The 23,638-nt window shown below is 36.9% G+C and carries 16 protein-coding genes; 14 read left to right on the forward strand and 2 right to left on the reverse strand.

Annotation, left to right across the window (positions count from 1 at the left end; genetic code table 11):
* The first annotated feature begins 177 nt into the window (after positions 1–177).
* The 4 genes from DWZ63_RS00005 (at position 178) to DWZ63_RS00020 (ending at position 3,798) form a co-directional block, all read left to right on the forward strand.
* On the forward strand, positions 178–1,134 hold the full coding sequence (locus tag DWZ63_RS00005) for a glycoside hydrolase family 43 protein (protein WP_022014442.1): 957 nt from the start codon (positions 178–180) through the stop codon (positions 1,132–1,134).
* A 12-nt stretch (positions 1,135–1,146) separates the two neighbouring features.
* Positions 1,147–2,652 (forward strand): alpha-N-arabinofuranosidase, encoded by a 1,506-nt coding sequence (locus tag DWZ63_RS00010; protein ID WP_118498118.1) that lies wholly within the window; start codon positions 1,147–1,149, stop codon positions 2,650–2,652.
* A 77-nt stretch (positions 2,653–2,729) separates the two neighbouring features.
* Positions 2,730–2,972: a DUF6171 family protein gene (locus DWZ63_RS00015; RefSeq protein ID WP_022014440.1), complete on the forward strand. Its 243-nt coding sequence runs from the start codon at positions 2,730–2,732 to the stop codon at positions 2,970–2,972.
* 316 nt (positions 2,973–3,288) lie between these two features.
* Positions 3,289–3,798: a hypothetical protein gene (locus tag DWZ63_RS00020; RefSeq protein WP_055944063.1), complete on the forward strand. Its 510-nt coding sequence runs from the start codon at positions 3,289–3,291 to the stop codon at positions 3,796–3,798.
* 202 nt (positions 3,799–4,000) lie between these two features.
* Here DWZ63_RS00020 and DWZ63_RS00025 read toward each other — a convergent pair whose 3' ends face one another.
* Positions 4,001–5,992: a beta-L-arabinofuranosidase domain-containing protein gene (locus DWZ63_RS00025; RefSeq protein WP_055944060.1), complete on the reverse strand. Its 1,992-nt coding sequence runs from the start codon at positions 5,990–5,992 to the stop codon at positions 4,001–4,003.
* A gap of 744 nt (positions 5,993–6,736) precedes the next feature.
* On the opposite strand from DWZ63_RS00025, the gene DWZ63_RS00030 reads away from it, so the two are divergent.
* On the forward strand, positions 6,737–7,666 hold the full coding sequence (locus DWZ63_RS00030) for a winged helix-turn-helix transcriptional regulator (protein ID WP_055944058.1): 930 nt from the start codon (positions 6,737–6,739) through the stop codon (positions 7,664–7,666).
* Between the two features lie 212 nt (positions 7,667–7,878).
* Here DWZ63_RS00030 and DWZ63_RS00035 read toward each other — a convergent pair whose 3' ends face one another.
* The gene (locus DWZ63_RS00035) at positions 7,879–10,956 is read right to left on the reverse strand and encodes a glycoside hydrolase family 43 C-terminal domain-containing protein (RefSeq protein WP_055944052.1); all 3,078 of its coding nucleotides are present in this window, start codon (positions 10,954–10,956) and stop codon (positions 7,879–7,881) included.
* Positions 10,957–11,231: 275 nt separating this feature from the next.
* Between DWZ63_RS00035 and DWZ63_RS00040 the strand changes: the two genes are divergently transcribed.
* From DWZ63_RS00040 to DWZ63_RS00080, 9 genes are all read left to right on the forward strand, one after another.
* Complete coding sequence (locus DWZ63_RS00040) at positions 11,232–13,442, forward strand: family 43 glycosylhydrolase (RefSeq protein WP_118498120.1); 2,211 nt, start codon at positions 11,232–11,234, stop codon at positions 13,440–13,442.
* A 248-nt stretch (positions 13,443–13,690) separates the two neighbouring features.
* Positions 13,691–14,599: a LamG domain-containing protein gene (locus tag DWZ63_RS00045; RefSeq protein WP_055944048.1), complete on the forward strand. Its 909-nt coding sequence runs from the start codon at positions 13,691–13,693 to the stop codon at positions 14,597–14,599.
* A 249-nt stretch (positions 14,600–14,848) separates the two neighbouring features.
* The gene (locus DWZ63_RS00050) at positions 14,849–15,724 is read left to right on the forward strand and encodes a hypothetical protein (protein ID WP_055944045.1); all 876 of its coding nucleotides are present in this window, start codon (positions 14,849–14,851) and stop codon (positions 15,722–15,724) included.
* A 288-nt stretch (positions 15,725–16,012) separates the two neighbouring features.
* Complete coding sequence (locus tag DWZ63_RS00055; protein ID WP_082440729.1) at positions 16,013–17,611, forward strand: penicillin-binding Tp47 domain C-containing protein; 1,599 nt, start codon at positions 16,013–16,015, stop codon at positions 17,609–17,611.
* Between the two features lie 296 nt (positions 17,612–17,907).
* Complete coding sequence (locus DWZ63_RS00060; RefSeq protein ID WP_118498122.1) at positions 17,908–19,593, forward strand: FMN-binding protein; 1,686 nt, start codon at positions 17,908–17,910, stop codon at positions 19,591–19,593.
* A gap of 100 nt (positions 19,594–19,693) precedes the next feature.
* Positions 19,694–20,143, forward strand: a complete 450-nt coding sequence (locus tag DWZ63_RS00065; RefSeq protein ID WP_055944039.1) for an FMN-binding protein — start codon at positions 19,694–19,696, stop codon at positions 20,141–20,143.
* An 84-nt stretch (positions 20,144–20,227) separates the two neighbouring features.
* Positions 20,228–20,986, forward strand: a complete 759-nt coding sequence (locus DWZ63_RS00070) for a 4Fe-4S binding protein (RefSeq protein WP_055944036.1) — start codon at positions 20,228–20,230, stop codon at positions 20,984–20,986.
* Positions 20,987–21,663: 677 nt separating this feature from the next.
* Complete coding sequence (locus DWZ63_RS00075) at positions 21,664–22,305, forward strand: nucleoside recognition domain-containing protein (RefSeq protein ID WP_055944033.1); 642 nt, start codon at positions 21,664–21,666, stop codon at positions 22,303–22,305.
* A 184-nt stretch (positions 22,306–22,489) separates the two neighbouring features.
* Positions 22,490–23,491 carry a LacI family DNA-binding transcriptional regulator gene (locus DWZ63_RS00080; RefSeq protein ID WP_022014709.1) on the forward strand — a complete coding sequence of 334 codons (1,002 nt, stop codon included), beginning with the start codon at positions 22,490–22,492 and terminating at the stop codon, positions 23,489–23,491.
* Positions 23,492–23,638 lie beyond the last annotated feature (147 nt).

Consider the following 23,638-nt stretch of genomic DNA (forward strand, 5'->3'; position numbering starts at 1 on the left):
CAAGTCATATAGGGGTGGAAATTAGTTTTGCAAATGAGGACTGTTACAAATTTATTAAAAAAATAACAAAAACGGTTGTCAAATCGTATAATTTAAGGTATAATTTAATTGATATTAAAATACTTTAGTAAAAGGTAAAATTAAAAATAAAATCAATAAAGGAAAAGGAGAAAACAAATGGCAGAAAACAAAGAACTTAAGTACAATGAACCGTGGATATTGCAGAGAGCAGATCCATTTGTATGCAAAAAGGATGGCTGGTATTATTTTACGGCATCTATTCCAAGTTATGACTGTATCGCACTCAGACGATCAAAAACTCTTGACGGTCTTAAAGATGCGGAGGAAGTTGTAGTATGGAAAAAGCATGAGAGTGGAATTATGAGCAAACATATATGGGCTCCGGAGCTTCATTATCTTTTCGGAAAGTGGTATATCTATTTTGCGGCAGGAGAAGCAGAAAATATTTGGAATATTCGTCCATATGTGCTTGAGTGTCAGGGTGATGATCCTATAAATGATGAATGGATAGAGAGAGGAAAAATGCAAAGAGCAGATGATGATATATTCTCATTTGAGGCATTTTCACTTGATGCTACTATCTTTGAAAACAAAGGAAAATATTATTATGTATGGGCTGAAAAAGTAAGCGTAGGTCCACAGATTTCTAATCTTTACATTGCTGAGATGGAGTCGGGATATAAGCTTAAGACGGTTCAGGTACTTCTTACAACACCTGATTATGACTGGGAGCGTCATGGTTTCTGGGTAAATGAGGGACCGGCAGTCATCAAGCATGACGGAAAGATTTTCCTTACATATTCAGCAAGTGACACAGGTATAAATTATTGTATGGGTATGCTTACGGCTGATGAAAATTCAGATGTACTCGATCCATTATCATGGAAGAAAGAGAGATACCCGGTTCTCAAGACCAATGAAGAACTTGAGATATATGGACCGGGACATAACTCATTTACAGTAGATGAGGACGGAAACGATGTTATGGTATATCATGCAAGAAAAGAAGCTGAGATAGAGGGAGATCCTCTTTACAATCCTAACAGACACGCAATGCTTATGAAGCTTCGCTGGGACGAGGATGGAAGACCAGTATTTTCTTACAAAGACTGATGGAGGAGCAATATGGCAAAACTTGTAATTAATGAAAACAAAGAATTAAGTACGATCGAACCTGAAATTTACGGTCATTTTTCAGAGCACCTCGGAAGATGTATCTATGAGGGAATTTATGTAGGAGAAAATTCTGACATACCTAATGTAAACGGTATGCGTACAGATGTAGTTGAGGCATTAAAGGAACTTAAAGTGCCAATGCTTCGCTGGCCCGGCGGATGCTTTGCGGATGAGTATCATTGGAAAGATGGTATCGGACCAAAAGAGACGAGAAAGAAAATGATAAATACCCACTGGGGCGGGGTTGTTGAGGACAACAGCTTCGGAACACATGAGTTTATGGAACTTTGCCGTCAGTTAGGCTGCAAGACTTATGTAAATGGAAATCTCGGAAGCGGAACGGTACAGGAAATGTCAGAATGGGTTGAATATATGACATTTAACGGTATATCACCTATGGCAGATCTCAGAAAAGAGAATGGACATGAGGAGCCGTGGAATGTTGATTTCTTTGGTGTCGGCAATGAAAACTGGGGCTGTGGCGGAAATATGACTCCTGAGTTTTATGCAAATGAGTACCGCCGTTATCAGACATATGTTAGAAACTATGACCCTGAAAAACCTGTAAAGAAAGTCTGCTGTGGTGCAAATGTCGATGATTATTTCTGGACTGAGGGTGTTATGAAGACCTGTTTCAGCCATGCAGAGTGGGCACATGGATTTATGGATTATCTCTCACTTCATTATTATGTGCATCCGGAAGGATGGGAGATAAAGGGAAGTTCAACGGACTTTGACGGTGATGTATGGTATAAGACGCTTAACAAGGCACTTCATATGGATGAGCTTATAACAAGACATGGAACTATCATGGATAAGTATGACCCTGAGAAAAAAGTAGGAATGTGTGTTGATGAGTGGGGGGCATGGTACACTTGTGAGCCTGGAACAAATCCGGGATTTTTGTATCAGCAGAATACTGTAAGGGATGCCCTTATCGCAGGAATTACGCTTAATATATTTAATAAGCACAGTGACAGGGTAAAGATAGCAGCACTTGCACAGATGGTAAATGTACTCCAGTCAGTGCTTCTTACAGAGGGCGACAAGATGATAAAGACACCTACATATCATGTAATGCATATGTATAGACATCATCAGGGAGCAAAACTTCTTGAGAGCAGTGTGACAGGAATAGACGAGATTGGTCCTGAAGAGTGGAAGGTGCCAAAAGTAACAGAGTCAGTATCAAAAGATAAAGACGGAGTTATCACTATCACACTCAACAACCTCTCAATAGAAGCGGCAGAGGAAGTGGAGATACAGCTTTCAAACGGTGAGTACAAAGTGGCAGAGTCACGCATAGTAACAAATAGTGATATGCATGCTCACAATACATTTGAAGCACCTGAGGAAGTAGTAGAAAAAGACTTTGCTGATTATGAAGTTAAAAACGGAAATATCGTAGCAAAGCTTCCGGCAAATTCGGTAGTAGAGATAAGAGTACAGAAATAAATTAAAAATAAACGAAATCAGGTCATGCCTCGCAGTAAACTGTGGGGCATGACTTGACTTATATAATGAGGGTTATTATGGCACATATATGTAAAAAATGTTTTCTTCGTGAAATGGCAGAAGAAGATGCAAAAATGATAGAAAAATATAAAAAAGGTATAAAAGAAACAGACCGTGTATCAGAGAAAAAATACGAGGAGAGGCTGGCTGTCTGCAAAGAATGTGATCTGCTTAATGCTGGGACTTGTGGTGCTTGCGGATGTTATGTAGAGCTTAGGGCTGCGGCGAAAGTGGGGAGATGTCCGCATAAATTTTGGTAGGGGACTTTTTCTTGGGGGAGTGACGACAAACAGGACTTATATATGTTTTTAGGCGGCACGCTTGCGCTATAACAAACACGCAGCTAACGCACCTAAATACGGTGCGCAAGTGCCGGCGAGTTTGAAATGCCGCTTGCCAAACATATATAAGTCCTGTTTATCTGTACATCGAGGTATGTAAAAGAAAAAATCAGAAAAAGGTAATTATTTTACATATAAAGACCTCAACAAAGTAATAACGATAGTAATATACGAAAATTCACCCACAATCTGTAAATCGGAGAATTTAAAAGGTGCATATCTGCATAAGGGAAAGATGAAATTTGATACCGGACTTGATATGGAAATGTATCAGGAATGTTATATAATTGCACTTGACGAGTTTAAGAAAAGCGAATATTATTTAAGTAATGATATAGGAAATAATACAAGAAAAAATGTAAATGCGTGGCTGTCACTTTTTGTGACGGATGATATAGAAAAGATAGATAGAAATATTGAAAAATATCCGTGGCTCGAAGAAATATATATTGAGATGGTAGAATATCTTGTAAAACCGGAGGAGGTGTTTAATATGTATTCAGAAGCTTTAAGAATATTGGATGAAAATACTGTAAAGTATATGGTGGATGAACTCAAAGGTGAGAATGAGGAACTGAGAGTAGAGAATACTGAACTTAGCAACAAAGTGCTTGCTTTTCAAAAGAAACAGAACGAAAAGGAAAAGGAAATTATCAAAAATATGTATAAAGCTAATCTTACTATAGAGCAGATAGCAGAAATAACGGGAAGTGATATAGAAAAGATTGTGGAAATAATTTCTTAAATTTTTTAAAAGATGCATATAAAATATTTTTGATGATATGTTGCAGCAGATACTTTTATAAAATTCCAAATTATAATTATTACAGCAAAGCCGTTTTGGAGAATTATTAAAAATCATTCTCCAAAACGGCTTTTGTATATTGATATAAAGCTATATTATTTTTTTGATATTACGCCCAAACATTTATATATTATTCAAAGGTTTAGCAAAATCTCCTGAGCCATGTGTACATTTCTCCGGCACCTCTGTTGCCCCAGTTTGCATAAGGAACATATGTTATCTCTTTATAGCCAAGCTCTGCAGGTGTATCTGAGTAGAGTGCTTCGTCGTCGTACTGTTCAGGATTTTTGATGGTCTTTCCGTGTGCTTTGATGACTGTTATTCCACCAAGTGTATTCTCATCCCAATATTCGCTTATCGGTTTTGTTATATCTACCATGATTGATGAAATGTTTTCTCCGTTGTCTACCTGTTCTGCACAGTAAACAAGAGGACCTTTTTTGATGGCTGCCTTGCCTGCATCTGCACGAACTTTTGGATTTGCATATACAAAGTGTGCCGGCATTTCAAAGTTTATCTCTATATCAGTTCCACGCCATGCTGATGCTATGTCAGCTTTTGAGAGGACTGCATAACCGTTTTCAGTGCGGTAATCAGTTATGTCACTGCCGTTAATTTTTATTGTGAAATTATGTGCATATGAAGGTATTCTGATATAGAGTTTTTTGTTGGCCTCGGAGTTCTCGGTTGTTACGACTGCATCAGGAATATCTGATATTGATATGGAGATTTTTCCGTCAAATGGGAATTTTGTATGTATATCAAGCTTTTTAAAGCCACCGAGTGCTGTTGTCTTATATTCACCGCCTGCAAACATATTTATAAAGAGTCCGTCATCACTCTGCATGAAAAGATATTCGCCTAGAGAACTCAATGTTCTTGCGATATTAGGAGGGCAGCACGCACAGCCGAACCATTTCTGTCGTACAGGTTTTACATGGTTTTTATCAGTTGCCGGAATACAGTTATCAGGCCATACTTCAAGCGGATTAACATAGAAGAAACTCTTTCCGTCCATTGCGATACCTGCAAGTACGGTATTCATAAGTGCAAGTTCCATTGTGTCTATATATTTACTGTCTCCGGTTATCTGAGCCATGCGGCGGCAGAAGAGAGCAAGTCCTATTGAAGCACAGCTTTCCGAATAGTTTGTATCGTTTGGAAGGTCATAATCCGTAGTAAAGCGTTCCATTACTCCTGAACTTCCGATGCCGCCTGTTATATACATTCTCTTGTTGATAATATTGTTGTAGAGGTTTTCGCAGGCTTCAAAGAGTGACTCATCCTGATATTTCTGTGCTATATCAGCCATTGCACAGTAGAGATATGTGGCTCTTACGGCGTGTCCTTCTGCCGTTTTCTGTTTTCTTACAGGAAGATGGTTCTGACCATATTCGTTAATGTAAGGATTTGGGTCGTGCCATACATCTATGAAATCCTCGTTTTTGCTTTCATTAAACAGATAATTAGGTTCTGTACCGCGTCTGTCTACAAAATCTTTTGCCATGTCTGAGTATTTATCATCCCCCGTGACATCGGCGAGTTTCATAAGTGCAAGTTCTATTTCTTCGTGCCCCGGAACTGCATTTTTATATTTTTCAGTGTGGAATACTTCGCAGATAAGGTCTGCGTTTTTCTTCATTATGTTTAAAAATTTATCTTTTCCGGTTACCTCATAATAAGCTATCGCAGCTTCTATAAAATGTCCTGTGGTGTAAAGTTCATGTCCCTCTTTGAGGTTACAATACTGCTTGCCCGGATGCAGGATAGAAAAGTGGGTATTGATATAACCATTTTCCTGCTGTGCTTTTCCTACAAGGTCTATTGCGTCATCAGCAAGTTTTTCAAGTACCTCATTAGGTTCATAGGAGAGGGAGTAGGCAACGGCTTCAAGCCATTTGGCAAGGTCGGTATCCTGAAATACCCAGCCGTGAAATGTACCTTCTTTAAGTCCTGCAGCAACTTTAAAGTTGTCGATACAGTAGCTTGGCTCTGCGTCAGCTACTTCATCGTTGAGTGCTTTCCACTGGTAAGGGATGATTTCTTTAGTGACAAGTCCGGTGTATTTGTTCCAGAAAAAATCATCAACATTAAGTGCTTTTAATGGCAGTAAGTTTAATTTTTTTGTTCTCATACTATTCCTCGTTTCCGGAGCATATAAGCTCCATAAATCGTTAATGACATATGCTGACAGCTATGGTTCAGTCGGCATATGTAAATATTGTGCTTAATATTAAAAAGATGTGTAAAACATAAAAATGCTACATATTTTAATATACATTAAAGTAATTTAATTATATCTAAAAATAGATTGAAAGACAAGTGTAAAATGTTATATTTAGTGTATTTATTTCACCTTGACGAAAAATGTTGATAAGTGTACTTTTTTGTGAAAATGTAAAAATCGTAACAGTTCAGCCTTGCATTTAATAAATTCATAAACCTGCCAGCGAGCTGTCAGCCGCTGCTATGCAGCTTAAGTTTATTTCATTTATAAATGAAAGGCTATTCTACCCAAAAAAGATAATAAACAATAAAATAAGCAAGCTTCTTTATTGCCAATTATCTTTTTTGTGCTGAACTGTTACTGAAAATCTAAAACATTTTAGTTTTTGTTTGACTAATTTCAGTTTATTATGTATAATGTTTATGAAAAATGTTATATAATTTATGTAAAAAATTGAATTTTTTTGTTAAAAACATTAAAAAATAGTCATATAATACATTGACTATTTTAGGCGTATATAAAATAAAAATGTAAGAGAATCATATAAAAAGAGTTGTTTTGTTATTTTGAGATGCGTAAGTTAGTGGTAAAATATTTTTTGCCTCTAATTTAATTTTATAAAAGATATCTAAGGGAAAAGAGGTTGAAAAATTGTTACATATAACATCATTGGACGACGGAATAGAAATATTCAAAGCACTTGGCTCCGATGTCAGAATACAGATATTAAATATATTGCTCGAAAACAGCAATATGAGTATGAAAGATCTGGCAGCAAGGCTGAATATAACAAATGGAGCACTTACGGGACATATCAAAAAACTTGAGAGCTGTGGACTTATTACAACATCGGCAGAGTCGGTAGTGCATGGCAATCAGAAGATATGCTCAGTTCACTGGGACAGGATAATAATTGACCTTGAAAAACAGGTTGGGGATGAGAATGTTTATAATACGGAAGTAAAGATAGGTCATTATTCAAACTATGATATTACACCTACATGTGGTCTTGCATCAAGCAAGGCACTTATCGGCGAGGTTGATGATGCAAGGTACTTTGAGCATCCTGACAGATACAATGCTGAGATACTCTGGTTTACAAATGGTTTTGTAGAGTATGTTATTCCAAATTTTATTCCTGGATTTCAGAAGATTACACAGATATCAATCACAATGGAGCTTAGTTCAGAAGCACCGGGAGTAAACAGTGACTGGCCGTCTGACATAGAGTTTTATCTTAATGATAAACCGCTGGGATGCTGGACATCACCTGGAGATTTTGGTGATGTTAAAGGGCTTTTCACACCGACATGGTGGCCTGAAAACTGGAATCAGTACGGACTTTTAAAACTTCTTGTTATAAACAGAAAAGGCACATTTATAGATGGTCTTAAGATTTCGGATGTTACGATAAATGATTTTAATTTTGATTACAGAAGCAATATAAGATTTAAACTCGGTGTGGATGAAAATGCCACGCATAAGGGTGGTCTTACATTGTTTGGAAAGTCATTTGGAAATTATGGTCAGGATATTAATGTAGCCATCAGCTATACACCTATGACAGAGGATGAGATTTAAATATAATATAAATGTAAAACAGAACTGTTTAACAGTTCTGTTTTATTTGTTTTTTGCTGCAATAAAAATCCCACGGAATTTTACTGTTTCTAAAATTCCGTGGGATTAAATCATATTAATATGGCAGTTTGTCCGGTCGGACAATATTTATTTTTATTGTATAGCAAAGCACTGGTTTTGCTATTTTTTAATGGTTGAGCTTTGATAGCTGATTACTTAACTGTTACTTTATATGTAACCTTGTATTTGCCCATCTTTGCTGTTATAACAGCTTTACCTTTCTTCTTTGCAATAACTTTACCTGAATTATTAACTGCAAGTACGGCAGGTTTGTTTGATGACCATTTCACATTTGATAACTTAACACCATAGCCTTTTACTTTGAATTTAGCTGTTTTCTTTACTTTAAGAGAAGCCTTTTTGCTTGTGAACTTGATATAAGCTTTCTTGACTGTAAATGTTTTTGTGAGTGTCTTTGTCTTGTCACCTGAAGTTATTGTTGCAGTAACAGTAGTAGTACCGGCTTTTTTAGCTGTGAGAATACCATTTGATGTTTCAGCAACACCCGGATTTGAAGAAGTGTATGTAACTTCTTTTGTAATGCTTGGTGATGCTGAAACAGAAAGCTTAGCTGTTTTACCGGTATTTCCGCCTGCATAGAGAGTAGTTGCTGATGCATTAAACTTCAATGTCGGATATGCAGCAGATTCTTCTTTATATTTTTCTTTTACATTTTTATCAGAAAGTGCAGTTGAATAAAATTCAATATTGTCAAACTGTGCATTCTGTACATCTTCAAGGTACGACATAATACCGCTTCCTATACGGACATCATCAATATCGGATAATTTGTTATCTGAAAGTGCTTCTGAAAGAGAAACTTCCTGATTTGCACTTAAATCACCGTCAATATATGTTTTAACACCATCTTTAGAGACTGTATAAACAACATGACTCCATCTGCCTGAGATAAATGATGTCTGGTAACTTCCTTTTGCTGTTCCTTCCAAGCTTGCAAAGTCTGCGTAAACGCTTGAATGGAGTGCCGTGTATGGATAGCAGTTACGGTTCTTTGATGATTTTGCTTCAAATAATGCAGTTGCATCTGTAGTTTCTGAATTAACTTTTACCCACATTCCAACAGTAAAACCTGATTCATCAATGTTTTTAAATAGGTCGGAAGGAAGTGATAAATAGTTTTCATTACTCTTTGTATTTTTTATAGTAAGAACATTACCGTACCAGTTATCTTTGCTTACTTTTGCATTGCCGATAAGTGTTGCGGCAGCACTATTTTTTCCGCTGTTTGCTACTGATTTTTCACTTACGGATTCAAAGTCATATTTATAATCAGGTATAAGTGATGAAGCAAGAACTGTTGTTTTGTATGTTTTTGTAACAGTTTCATTTCCTGATTTTATAGTGGCAGTGAGTGTAACTTCTGTATCATTTTCAGGTCTTGTAACTTTTCCGTCATTTGCGATAATGTCAGCGTTGCTTGAAGACCATGTGATAGTTGAGCTATTAAATCCTTCTGTAGGAAGTGTGATGTCAGAAGTTGTCTTTGATATTACAGGACGGTCTGCATCAAGGTTTCCTGCTGCTCTTTCAAGGATTTCTTTGTCCGTGTACTTATAAGCATCTTTTTTTACACCCCAGACAGACTGGTTATTTGTTCCGATTGCCGTAAATGTCATAACTTTTTTGCAATCAGATGATTCATCATGCTGAAGGAAGAATACACCGCTGTAAGTTACTTTGTTTATAACAGCGTTCATATAATATGTGCCGTCTTTTGCTGTCCATGTACCTGTTACATCACCTGAAATGGTACCGTCTGCATTTAACTTTATCGACTGGGTCTTAGCAGTTGCAACACCCGATTTACCGTGGTTTACAAATTCGTATTCGCCGACTATATCATCTTTGGCATAACCTGTCTTTGAAATCTTATCACCTTTGTTTTCAAAAGGAGCAGTAACAGGCCAGCCTTCTTCATTCTGGAACTGCTGGTGAACTCTTACTTCGTGATAATCATCGCTGTCAGAAAATCTTGTGTGGTAGATAAGATACATCTGACCGTCATCATCTATCATTGCTGAGTTGTGCCCCTCGGCTTTGTAATACTTATCAAGGCATGAGAACTTGTATGTTCCCATAACTTTTATACCTACATCATTGTGGTCTTTGCCGTTTGATACATACATATTTGCGTTATTGCCTGCTGCATCGACGAAAGGTCCGTCAGGATTTTTTGAGCGGAAAAGTCTCATGTTATATCCGCCGTCAACACCAAGCCAGTCATATGACATATATAAATAGAAGTAATCCGTTTTTTCATCGTAGAGTATGAAAGGACCCTCACCTGAAGTTGCCTTACCTCCGGCGATTCTTGTACCGAAATACTGGTCTACCTGAAGTCCGTCATCTCTTGTATATGTCTTGCCGGGATATTTTGCCTTGCCGGTAGCAGGGTCAATCTCAAGTGTGAATATACCGCCTGACCATGAACCGTAAGTCATCCACATCTTTCCGGATTTATCATAGTAGATTTCCGGATCGATTGCATTAGGAGCATAAGAATTGTTATAAGAGTCTCCTGATGACCAGGTTGTATCATATTTTTCAATCTGACCGCTCTTTATAAGGTCCGGAATATTTGTGTTTGTATAACTTGTATCTTTAGAACCCTCGAAAGCCGGTTTATTCTTTGTGAAACCTGAGTAGATAAGAGTATCGACACAAGTGAAAGGTCCTTCAATGCTCTGTGAGACACCAAAAGCAATGACTGAACGCACTGCTGTTGAACTTGTGCAGAAGTAGATCATATATGCACCTTTTGTACCGTCAGTGTTTATATAATCAGGATTCCAGAAAACATCAGGAGCCCATACATTATAAAAAGAAGCATCTTCATCATGGTCACCTGCCCACTTAAATGGCTTTTTAAGATTTTCAGGCATATTTCCGAAAACAAAGTTGTTTGTTGCACTGGTTGAATCACCTGCATTAAGATCGTTTGAAAGCTTTGTCCAGTTTACAAGGTCAGTTGATTTTGCTGCAGCAGTGTGTGAACCATATACATAATATGTACCGTCACTTGATTTTGTGATAGATGGGTCATGCACGGAAACTCTCGTAGGAGAAGTCGTTACATGAGTTACGCTTGCAGCTTTTGCAACAGATTCATTATTAAATAAGGAAAGACTTGGTAATGAAGTCGTTGCAGTTGACAAAGCAAGTGCTGTCGAAAGTACGATGGCACCAGCCCGCTTAAAGTTTTTCTTCATAGTGTTACCTCCGAAAATTTGTTTTTTGTTTATAGTTATTTCATATAAAAGAATAACATATTATGTACCAATTTACAACAAAAATACTATTTTATTTTGAAAAAAACTAAAATAATTGTGTCAAAAATATGTAAAATGCATAAAAAACCTAAAAAAATCCATCTTTTATATTGCAAGTTTTGCATAAATTGTATATAATATTAAACAAATTATAAAATAATTTTTGTTTTGCTAAAAATTATAAAATAACAAATTTCTTGGGAGGAGAACACAGTATGAGAAAGACAAAATTATTTGCAAGCATACTTGCACTCAGCCTTGTTGCTACATCTGTTCCTGCGGTAAACAGTTTTTCAGGTTCAGACAAAGCAGAAGCATCTGAGACGGAAGTGTCTGTAACATCAGGCAGCAGTATAGTTAAAGAACCGCTCGGAGAGGGTGAAGTTGAAGTGGCAAAGAGCCAGTACACAAATCCTATAGGCGGATATGACAACAATGGCAAACTTACATATGGCGGTGACCCGTCAGCTATGGTAGACGGAGATACGGTCTATCTTTATACGGGACATGATGTGTCAACAGATCAGGAAGTAAACGATAAAGTATATGATATTGACGGCTGGATCTGCTATTCTACAAAGGATCTTGTTAATTGGAAATATGAGGGCGAGATAATGAGTGCCAAAGATATTTCATGGGCAACAGGAAGCACATCGGCTTGGGCAGCTCAGACTGTTAAGCACAATGGAAAATATTATTTCTACTATTGCACATGGGATGCGACATCAGGTAATGGACAGCAGTCTATCGGTGTTGCCGTATCAGACAGTCCTACAGGACCGTTTAAGGATTTAGGAAAGCCTGTTGTGAGCGGTAAGGTTACTGATTTTGGTACTGAGTCAAGCACATGGAATGACATCGATCCTACAGTATGGATTGAAAAAGATGACAAGGGCGAGGAGCACCGTTATCTTGCATGGGGAAATGGAAATTATTATATCTGTGAGTTAAATGATGATATGATTTCGGTAAAAGACCAGAATGGTGATGGAAAGATTACAGGCGGCACATCAACAAAGACTGCTGATGTTATCCAGAAAACATCAGTTACTTCATATACTGAAGCACCATGGCTTTACAGAAGACAGGATGCAAATGGCAATTACTATGGAAAGTATTATCTCTTCTATGCTTCAGGATGGAGAGAGGGAATGTCATATGCAACCACCGATGATTTATTAAATGGCGAGTGGTCAGAGGGAAAAGAAATCGCAAGACCAAATGTCACATCAAACACAAACCATATGGCAGTTATAGATTTTAAAGGAAAGACATATTTTATCTATCACAATGGTGCACTTGCAGGTGGAAACGGATACCGCAGAGTTGCAAACATAACTGAACTTAAGTTTAATGAAGACGGAAGTATTGATGAAGTACCTGAGACAACAGCAGGCATAGCAGGAAGCACTACAAAAATTTACACAAAGGCGGGTGCTGGCGTTCTTGCACATGAAAATTTCCTTAATTCGTTTGATGATGCAGATTATCCTTATGAAAATGTTTATGTAGGTGCTATGGGATATTCTGATGTAAAAGACGCACAGTGGGTACTCACAGACGGTAAGTCTGACAAGACAAAACCTGCATATGTGTCAATCCAGTCTGAAAATAAATCAGGACTTTATCTTACTGTAAATGATAATGGCAAGGTTACACTTAACCAGGATTCAACCGGTACTGATGAGATGGCAAAAAGACAGACATTCAGAAGTGTAAAGGCACTTGACGGCTCTGAGGATGGAGTTTCATTTGAGAGTGTTTATAAGCCGGGACAGTATCTTACAATAGTAAATAATACACTTAAGATAACAGACGGCACAGACAAGGCAGCCGCAACATTTATTGTAGGTGAGAACAGTGAGACAACTGTACTTCGCGGTATCAGTCTTTCGGCAGGAACAAATGTCATAACACAGGGAGAAAAGATTAAGAAAATTAATTTCTCTAATGTAAAGGCAATCTACTCTGATGAGACGCAGAAAACATTGGCTGCATCTGATTACAAGGTTGATTATTCAAATATAAATGTAAATAAAACAGGAACGCAGTATGCAGCAGTATCCTACACAGAGGGTGACATCACAAAGACTGTTTCAGTGGGTGTGACAGTAATGCCAAAACTTAAAGCTGTTACAAGTCTTAAAGCAAAAGTAACAAAGAAGAAAAAAGCTAAAAAGGCGAAAGTCGTACTTTCATGGAACTATTCATCAAAAGTAACAGGATATGAAGTATATTATAAGACAAGCAAAAACGGTAAGTTTAAATATGCTACGGAAGTAACAGGCAAGAAGTGCACTGTATCAGAAGAGACAACATTTAAGGCAGGAAAGACTTACTGGGTAGCTGTCAAAGCCTACAGAGAGTATAACGGAAAGACACTTACTGGACCTGTCAAATCAATCAAAATAAAGATTAAGAAATAAAAAAAGATAAAGCAGATATTTTGTTTTAGCATAAGCTGCCTGATAATGCGGTGGTTTTAAGCATGATTTGTCTTGTATATGAAAAATCATTTATTCGTAAAATACTTTATGAATAAATATACAAAAAAAGTTATATTTACGAATTGTTAATAATTTAGTCATAAACTGTTGACAAAATAGGTAACTAATGCTAAAATAATTTACAAATCAATAAAACATATTCTTTTATTAAAAGGAGGAATAAAACAATGTATAAGAAATTATTAAGCGGAGTTTTAGCAGCAGCTATGGTTGTTGGAGGAGCAGCTTATGCAGCACAGCCACAGACAGCAGCAGATGCAGCATCAGCTCCAAAGCCAAAGTACACATTCAGCATGAATGGTGCAAGCAAAAAAGTAGTAGGAGTTGCTCGTAAAGGTGATACAGCAAGTGGTGGAACAGGAAAGACAAAGACAGGTGTTTTACCTACAGCAAACAAGAAAGCAAAGCTTCAGTATAAGAAAGGTAAACATGGAAAGGCTCTTTACATCTCAAGAACAGTAGGTGGAAAGGCAGCTTCTATGGGTGCTGAGCTTAAAGGTGTTAAGCTTGGAAACGGTTCTTGGACAGTTTCATTCTGGGTTAAACCTGAGACAGATCTTTCAAACTTCATGGCTATGTTCTTCACAGGAAGCCATATTACAGATCCTAAGAACACAAAGTGGCTTTCAATTACAAAGGATTCATGGCTTGATAACAAGTCTAACTCTCCTACAATCTGGTCACACAGTGTATCAAACGGAAAGAATGATCAGTTCCCATGGTATGGTCACCAGGATAAAAAAGGTAAGTGGACAGCAGACCTTGCAGTATCAAAAGGAAAATGGACACACATCACACTCGTTGTAAATACAAAGAAAACTTCTTGGGATAAGAAGGGTTATTGTGAGTATGGTAAAAAGGGTGAAAAGACATATGTTAAATCTTACCATGCTTGGACATATGTAAACGGAAAACTTTTCGGAAACGGAACAGTTGCAAAGGGAACTATGTCAAACTCTAACAAGTTCTTCCTCGGACTTAATGCTTGGGATACAGGATTCAAGGGATACATCGATGATGTTAAACTTTGGAACAAAGCACTTTCTCCAAAGCAGGTTAAAGCTATCGCTAAATAATTAAATCAAAGTTTGATTACAGATAGTTTAGTATAAACTGTATATAAAACAGTTACATATGCGTAGTGAAATTGTAAAAATTTCACTACGCATTTTTGCTGTGTTAATAAAAATTGTGCAAAATATGAAAAAAAATATATGAAATATTTTATTTTTATGTTGACTTTTTGTAATATCTATGTTATTATAATAAAAACTAAAATAGTTTACGAAAACTTTAATAAATTGAAATCGAGAGGAGAATTAGACATGAGAAAGAAAATTTTAGCAATCGCACTTGCAACAACAATGGCATTTTCAACAGCAGTAGTTGCTGTACCAGCAAACAAGAATGTAGCAGAAGCGGCAGTTGGTGATGCAACAGTTAAGGATCTTGATATTGGAGATGCATTTACAGCAAATACAGGTGATGAAGATGTTAGCGGAAACTTCCAGCTTGTATATAAATTTACAAACAAATCAGTTGGAACAAACAACTGGGACAATTACATTGTAGAAATTTTTGACGGAGCAGGACAGTACATTTCAACTCGTGCAGATAACTTTGGATGGTTTGCAGGAACATGGGTTGATGATGGCTCTACTATGGAGTGGGGCGATGGTGCTGCTGATTGGAATACATACCTTGAAGTAATGAAAGATGCTTCGGTTACAGTAACAGTAAAGAGAGTTGGCTCAAAAATTACTATCACAAACAAGATTGTAAGCAATGCAGATTCATCAAAATCTTATAAATTTGTAGCAAATTGTGATGTTCCTAATGCAGCAGATGCACTTAAGGTTCATATTACAGGTGAAAAAGTTGGACTTTCTGGTATAACTACAGAGTATAAAAAGGTATCAGCATCAAACAAGTCAAACAGCTCATCATCTTCTAAGAAGAAGTCAATGTCTGTAAAGAAAGTTACAGCAAAGGCAGGAACAAAGGTTGTTAAAGGATCTGTTTCAGTTGCAAAAGCAAAAGTAAAAGTTACAGTTGGAAAAGATAAAGCTAAAACAGCTAAAGTAAGTGGAAAGAATTTCACATTGAAGGTTTCTTCTAAACTTAAGAAGAACACAAAGATTACTGTAAAGGTTACAAAGTCTGGTTATAAGACAGTAACAAAGACAGTAAAGGTTAAATAGGTTATAAGTTTATATTTGTAACATAAATTTTCTCATTTATTATCCAAAATAGAGAGTCGGTTATGCCGGCTCTCTATTTTGTTGTAAAATAATATTTAAGTGTTTTATTTGATAAGTTTTGTTTATTAAGCAAGAAAGTGTTTGACTTCATGTTATATGGGAAATATAATGGTTGATGTCTAAGTAAGTGGTATCTTACTAAAGTTATATACAATTAACTTTAAAGATATTTATCATGAACGGACAAAACATTTATTATACAAATACACATGATAGGAGACAGCAACGATGAGGAAAATTATTAAGAAAAGCATTGCAGTCGCATTGTCAACGGCAATGGTTGTCACACTGGGATATGCAGCAGACATTAAAACAAAGGCAGCAGATGATTATACATATCTTTATGCCGGACTTACATGGGATCAGTATTGGGATGCAGAGGATATTTACCTGCAGAGTACAAAGAGTATGACTGATGCAAACACTGAGGCTGATGCAAGAGGAGAGTTGGATAAAGGTGCTTTTGATGCTGTTTCAAGAGCAACTACAAATCATGGACTTCATAGAGGAAGTTATCAGTGTGATACTGTTATCTATGGTGAAGATGGAAGTGAGTTTAATGTATCTCATTGGTCAGCAGATGGAAAAACACTTTATCTCACAGACGGAACAAGTGTATCATATAGCAAAGGAACTATCACAAAGGCTGATGGTTCACAGACAAAATTAAAAGAATACAAAGTTACAGGTCTTAAATATGTTCCTGTTGCCGTAAAGACATCTGAACTTTCTGATTTTAAGAAAATCTATAAAGTTGTTGAAAATGACGGTGAACTTGCAGGTGGTTACAGTGAGATGAATCTTTCAGCTTATTACCTTAAAGCAGATGTTACTGCAAATACAAACGGTCTTAAGACTGCGGCAGAGCAGAAAGATGGAACATTTAAGTTTAGTGCAAGAAAGACGGGAAATGATTCTGGTATAAAGGATGAGACACTTGCAAAAGCTTCAAAGCTGAAAACTCAGGTTCAGAAAGCAAATGGAAGTTATGGTGAATTTTTAAGAGTAGACTTAAACAATGCAGATGATGCAGATACATCAAAAGGCGAGGGTTACGGTGCACTCGGTGCAAAGATGCAGGCTGTAAAGTGGACATATTATGGAAATGACTCTACACGCAAAAATGCACTTGCAGCATTTGGTACAAAATTTGCGGCAGACAACTGGATGCACAAAGCAATGGGTATTCAGCTTGGTCTTACAGATTCATATAGAGCAGCACTTCCGGGTGGAACAGACGGAACAGGCTATTGGAGTATTACAGTCTATGCACTTGGTTTTGAGGACACAACAGTTGATTTTGAAGTGACAGAGGACAATATCGTTGACACGGTTACAACTACTGAAAATGCCGACATAAGCAAGCTTGAAGCACTTGTTAAAGATGCTAAGACATTAAAAGAAGCTGATTACACAGCGGACAGTTGGAAGAATTTTGCAGGAGAGCTTGAAGAAGCAGAGGAAGAACTTGCAAAAACAGCTCATTATCAGGCGGTTGTAGATGAAGCTTACAATCATTTAAGCGACGCAATGAAAAATCTTGTAAAAGCTGTAAAGACACCGAAAACACCAACAGGCGTAAAGGTAAAAGCTAAAAAAACAAAAGCGGTAGTAAGCTGGAAAAAATCAGCTAATGCAGCAAGTTATCAGGTGCAGTATTCACTTACAAAAAACTTTAAAAAGTCAACAACAAAGACTACAAAGAAAACAACATTGACAGTAAGCGGATTAAAATCAGGTAAAAAATACTTTGTAAGAGTAAAAGCTGTAGGAAGTGGAAAAACAGCAAGTAAATGGTCTGCCGTAAAGAATGTGAAAGTTAAATAGTTTTTAACTAATTTTAAGTACATATTATGATATGTTTGTAAATATGTATAGGCAAAATAAAAAGGAAGGTGTTATACATGGTGCGATAGTGTCGCATCATGGTGAGCCTTCCGTTTTGTGCGTTATACGGGGTTATGGAAAATAATACCAGAAAAAATAAATATGGATAGAAAGAAAATAAATACTATTACATAGAGCGATAATTGTTGGCTGGGGATTTGATTGGTGAAAATGTGTGTGAATATGATGTATTTGTGGATTATAAAATAGAGGTTGTTTGGAAGTGAGGAAGAGATTTGAAAGATAAGGTTGCGGAAAAGAATAATATTGAGGATACAGATAAAAATATAGAAAAAAATAACATTGAAGATAAGGCTGTGGGAAAGAATAATATTGAGGATACGGGAAATGTTGCTGCAAAAAATACAGCAGGAGAAGATAAGGTTTTTGAAAAGATAAATATACCAAAAAATCTTATCAAAAATCTTAAAATGCTGATTTTTATTATTCCATCAATAGTGATAGCCGGATTTTCACTTCGTGGAATATATGTTGCAAATAATGACCTTGCGCATTACAGGAAAATTGAGAAAAATATTTCAGCGGATACATCTGGCGGAAATGATGATACTAAGCAGAAATCAGAGGATAAGGCGGATACTGATAAAACAGATACAAAGTTAAGCGATACAGATACAAAGACAAAAGTAACGGCTGTTGCTGATACAAAGAAAAAGAGCGGGAAACCTGCTGACGGAGAATTTAGCGGTGAGAGTATCTGTGAAAAATTCGGCTATACGGTAAGTCTGAAGGCGAGGTTTAAAAATGGAGAGGCAGTTGCGGTTTATGGGATGAAAATGTCAGGCAATACGGACAGTGCAAATAATGCATTTATGAATAAGGCATGGAGCGGCATGGTAAACCGGCTTGTAGGAAAAAATGCGTCTGATGCAGATGCTGTATCGGGGGCTACATATTCGTCAAAAGCTATTATAAATGCGTATATGGATGCCTATAATAAGGCAGTTGCAAAGGCAGACGGAAAGACGATAAAAACTGCATTAAAAAAGACTACCATGCCTGTTTCGACAAAAAAGCCTGTGGCAATAAAAGTTGATAAAAAGAAAAAAGTGCCAAAAAGCAGTATAGCAGACGGAAATTATAAAGTCAGTGCGGTATGTGAGCCTGATGAAAATGAAGATTTTGAAAAATATTTACTTAGTGCGGTTGTGAAATTTTCAAAAGGAAAATGCGTAAAGATAGCTGATTTTTTATCAACAGCCGAAGCGAACAAGACTTATTACATGAGAGCGGCGAATGGAGCATCAGGAGAAAAGGGTGTTGTCGGACAGATAGTAAACAGGCAGTTGTCAGATGGGATAAGTGCGGTATCGGGAGCTACCTGTTCCTCAAAAACAATAGTGAACCTGTATCTGAAAGCACTTAATAAGGCAGCAAAAAAAGGAGGAATAAAACCACAAAAAACTCCTGCTCCTTCAAAAATTCCGGTTGAAGTACCTGCACCGGCAGATACGGCAGTACCAGCAAATACAGTAAATCCTTTACAGACAGATGTGCCGGCTTCTTCAAAGCCTCTAACATCTTCTGAACCTATGATAAGCAGTACACCGCAGGAGACGGCTTTGCCTGAACCGTCAATTCTGCTTAGAAGCGGTACATATTCTAAAGTGGCAACGGTATATCCTGATGAGTCAAAAGCATTTGAGGAATATACGATTTCGGCAGATTTGTTATTTAATGACAATCACTTTGCAGGATTTTCAAATGTGGTTCTCTCAGATGAGACAAATCGATTTTACTATAATAAATCGGTAAACGGAACAAAGAAAATTCCGGGACTTCTGACTCAGATAAATGCGGCATTAAATGGTGAGTTTGATGCGGTGTCAGGTGCGACCTGTACATCAAAAACTCTTATAGGTATGTATCGTGAGGCACTTGATGAAGCTGTTATAAAATAACTGTTGTAAAAATGCAATAGCAATACAGGTATAGATTGGGCGGAAAGGTAAAAAGACGGATATTTAGAAAAAGTTTGATAAATAAAAAGGCGGTAAACTGATGAGAGTTTTTATTATAAAAAGCGTTAATCTGTTGATTGTTGCAGGAATACTAGCTTTATACTGCATCAATGTGCACAAAGTCGGTGAGGAGAAAAAAGCAATAGCCGAAAAAACAGATAAAAAAGAAGTTGTAAGTGATAGTGGTAATAACATTTATTTTGCTGATGACGGTATTTATGAGGGCAGCGGTGACGGATTTGGCGGAGAGATAAAAGTCCGTCTTACCGTAAAGGATAATAAGCTTGAAAAAGTAGAGATATTATCGGCTGAAAACGAGACGAAAGATTATCTTGAGTCGGCAAAAAAAATACTTGATGATGTCATTGATAAACAGTTGGTTGATGTTGATACGGTATCGGGAGCAACATTGTCGTCAAATGGGATAATAAGTGCGATGAAAGATGCTATAAAAAACGGAAAGAAAAAAAGTAATGATTCAGCTTTTTAAACTTTATATTCACGAATTAAAGCTTAATTAGAACTGAAATGTTACAAAAAGAAAAATTTACGGAAAGGTAAAAGTTTAGAAATAATGAATGTTAAAGAAAAAATAAGGACTTTAAAGATTTTCAGGGTGATAGTCCAGATAATATTTTTTATATTTATGCCGTCACTTTTCTCACAGGCATTTGCAGGTGTGAAAGAAGCGGTGGCACTGATAGGAAAAGGCGAAAATCTCATATTATCTGATTTCGTGATAAAACTGTTGATATTATGTGCTGTCACGATTATATTTGGGAGGATATTTTGTGGATTTGTCTGTTCATTCGGTGCTGTTGGAGACTGGTTTTATATGCTCTCAGAATTTATTCAGAAAAAGACGGGGAGAAAATTACCTGTCATACCGTCAAAATGGCAGGTTTACTTGCAAAAATTAAAATATATCGTGCTGATTTGTGTCATTGGATTTTGCTTTTTGGGAAAAGGGGAATATGTTACAAAATACAGTCCGTGGACGGTATTTTCTCTTATAACGAGCAGAAACTTTAAACTTGGTGCATACATTACCGGAGTTGTGCTGTTATTACTGATAGTAGTCGGAATGATGCTTAAGGAAAGATTTTTCTGTCAGTTTCTCTGCCCTCTTGGAGCAGTGTTTTCACTACTTCCAAAACTTCCGATATTTCATGTAAAGAAGAAAGGGCAGCAGTGCTTTGAACGTTGTAGTGCCTGTACAAACAGATGCCCCGTTCATTTGAAATATGATGAAGCAGATATAAGGGACGGAGAATGTATAAGCTGTGGCAGATGCTTTGTTGTGTGTCCGCACAGGATAAAGAAGAATAAGTAAGCGGTTGGCAGTAAGTGGGAAAGTAGTGAAAATCTAAAAGAATAAAAGTTATTTTGGCAGGGAAAGAAAACTCACCATTGCGAAAATGCAAAATATTATTTATATGCAGGAAAGCCGTAATTGTGAGATTATAAGAGAAAATGTTATAAAGCCGGGCAGAAAATCATAAAAATGTGCATATATAGCTGAAAAATGAATATTATTTATATGAAATAAAAGCACAGTGTTATGAACAGACGGCAGAGCAAATTGCGAATATCTGCTTAACAGTCAAGATAAAATGCTGCGAAATTCAAGTTTGTACAGCAATGTTGAAATTCATGTAATTATAAAATTATGATGCAAGGGGCAAAATACCTTTTGACCCCAACATCAAAATTGTGGTAACAGTTCAGTCTTGCATTTCTTACATTCATAAACCTGCCAGCAAGCTGTCAGTCGCTGCTTTGCAGCTTTTGTTTATTTACGCGAAAGCAAAGTGAGGATGGAACAAATAAATTTGTTCCATCTGAGCGTGCTCGCGAGGGCTTTGCCCTCATTTCAGAAATGAAAGGCTATTCTACCATAAAAAGGTACTTAACAATACAATGAACAAGCTCATTGTATTGCCAATTATCTTTTTATGGCTGAACTGTTACAGATTGTGGGATAATGTTAAAAAATCTTGGAGGAAAAGTATGCTTAATTATATATGGGCATTTATGATTCTTGGGGGAATATCATACGGTCTTGCAAACGGAAAAGCACAGGCTTTGTCTGATGTTATAATAGAGAGTGCGGGCGAAGCAGTTTCATTATCAATAACAATGCTTGGGGTAATGGCAATGTGGTGTGGGATTATGGAAGTTGCAAGGCAGGCAGGTCTTATGGATAGAATGACAAAATTTTTATCACCTGTCGTTCATTTTCTGTTTCCTGATATTGACAGAAACCATGTTGTCAATGAATACATAACTGCCAATATGGTTGCAAATATGCTTGGACTAGGCTGGGCGGCAACACCAATGGGACTTAAGGCAATCAAAGAGATGGCAGAGATTGAGAGAGCAAGAATAAAAAAAGCTCATAAAGATATAAGTAAGATAAAGATGCGTGCCAGCAATGAAATGTGTACATTTCTTGTAATAAACATATCATCACTACAGTTAATACCCGTAAACATAATAGCCTACAGGAGTCAGTACGGAAGCGTAAATCCTGTAGGTATTGTTGTACCGGGACTGATAGCTACGGGAATAAGCACACTGGTGGCGGTAGTATTCTGTAAAACGGCATCACACTTTAGAAAAAAGAAGCTAAAAAATGACTTGAAAAGATAAAACAAAGGTGGTATTATATCTAAAAATCGTGTACGCACACGGAAATTTGAAATTATATTGTTTATGGATAGAAAGTTATATTTGCGAAACGACCTTTAGCTGTAATTAAATTATTTGTTATATCATAGCAATTAACACAACATAACAGTAGTTTCGCAAATACTTCGATAAGCAATTAAAAGAGGTGATATATATTTCATGTACAATTAAGGAACTTGCAAAGGCCTGCGGTGTTTCCGAGGGAACGGTTGACAGGGCGGTCAATAACAGGAGCGGCATCAGGGAGAGCACTAAGCAGCACATACTTGAAATGGCAGAGCAGATGGATTACAGACCAAATCATCTTGCTAAAAGTCTTGCAATCGGAAGTACAAAAACCATAGGGATTGTTTCGGTTGACCTTAGCAACAACTTTTTTGCACTTCTTGTTGAAAGCATAGAGCAGACGGCGAGGGAGCATGGTTATTTTGTAAATCTTGCATTGTCTCACAATGACCCTGAAAAAGAGATGGAAGCTATAAAGTATATGGCAGAACGCCGTGTTGACGGTATCATACTTTTTCCACTTGGCAAGGGCGTGGAGTTTAGTTCTTTTTTAAAGAAACTTGGGATTCCTATAGTTACCATATATAACAGGATAGAGTGTGATTTTGTCCATGTTGATGTTGACTGCCGTCAGATTATGAGAAATGTAGTTTCTTTTCTTGCACAAAAAGGATATAACGAAATGATATATATCGACCCGCATTTTGAAAAGATGAAATCAGGCGGCATCAATGTTTTTTCTATTGAACAGCGTCGTATTGGTTATCTTGAGGGACTGAAAGAGGAGATGCTCGGCGATGGTGAAATCCTTGAAGATATGGATGAAAGACAGCTTGTTGGGATAGCAAAAAGAAAAGACGGTATGAAAAAGGTCTTCATTTGCCGTAATGACACCCCGGCGGTCAGACTTATGACGATGTTTAGGGAAAATAATATCAGAGTGCCGGAGGATGTTGGTATTATAGGTTTTGATAATATTGCAATACTTGACAATATTTCACCGAGACTTACATCGGTTGACTGTAATATAAAGACAACGGGACGAAAGGCGACAATGAATCTTATCAGGATGATAAATGGTGAGAAAGATATAAAGGACTGCGTTGTTGGTTACAATATTGTTGAGGGTGAAACACTTTAAGGATGTTGGGATTTGCGAAACTAACTATATGTTGTATCAATTGCACAGATATAACAAATAATATCGTCGGCACGCTTTCGCTATGTTGTCGTTCGTAGCAGTACATAAATCAGCAAAAAACGCTGATATAAAAATGAATGCTACAGC

The organism is Clostridium sp. AF34-13, from assembly GCF_003477845.1.
In the GTDB taxonomy this organism is placed as follows: domain Bacteria; phylum Bacillota; class Clostridia; order Lachnospirales; family Lachnospiraceae; genus Butyribacter; species Butyribacter intestini.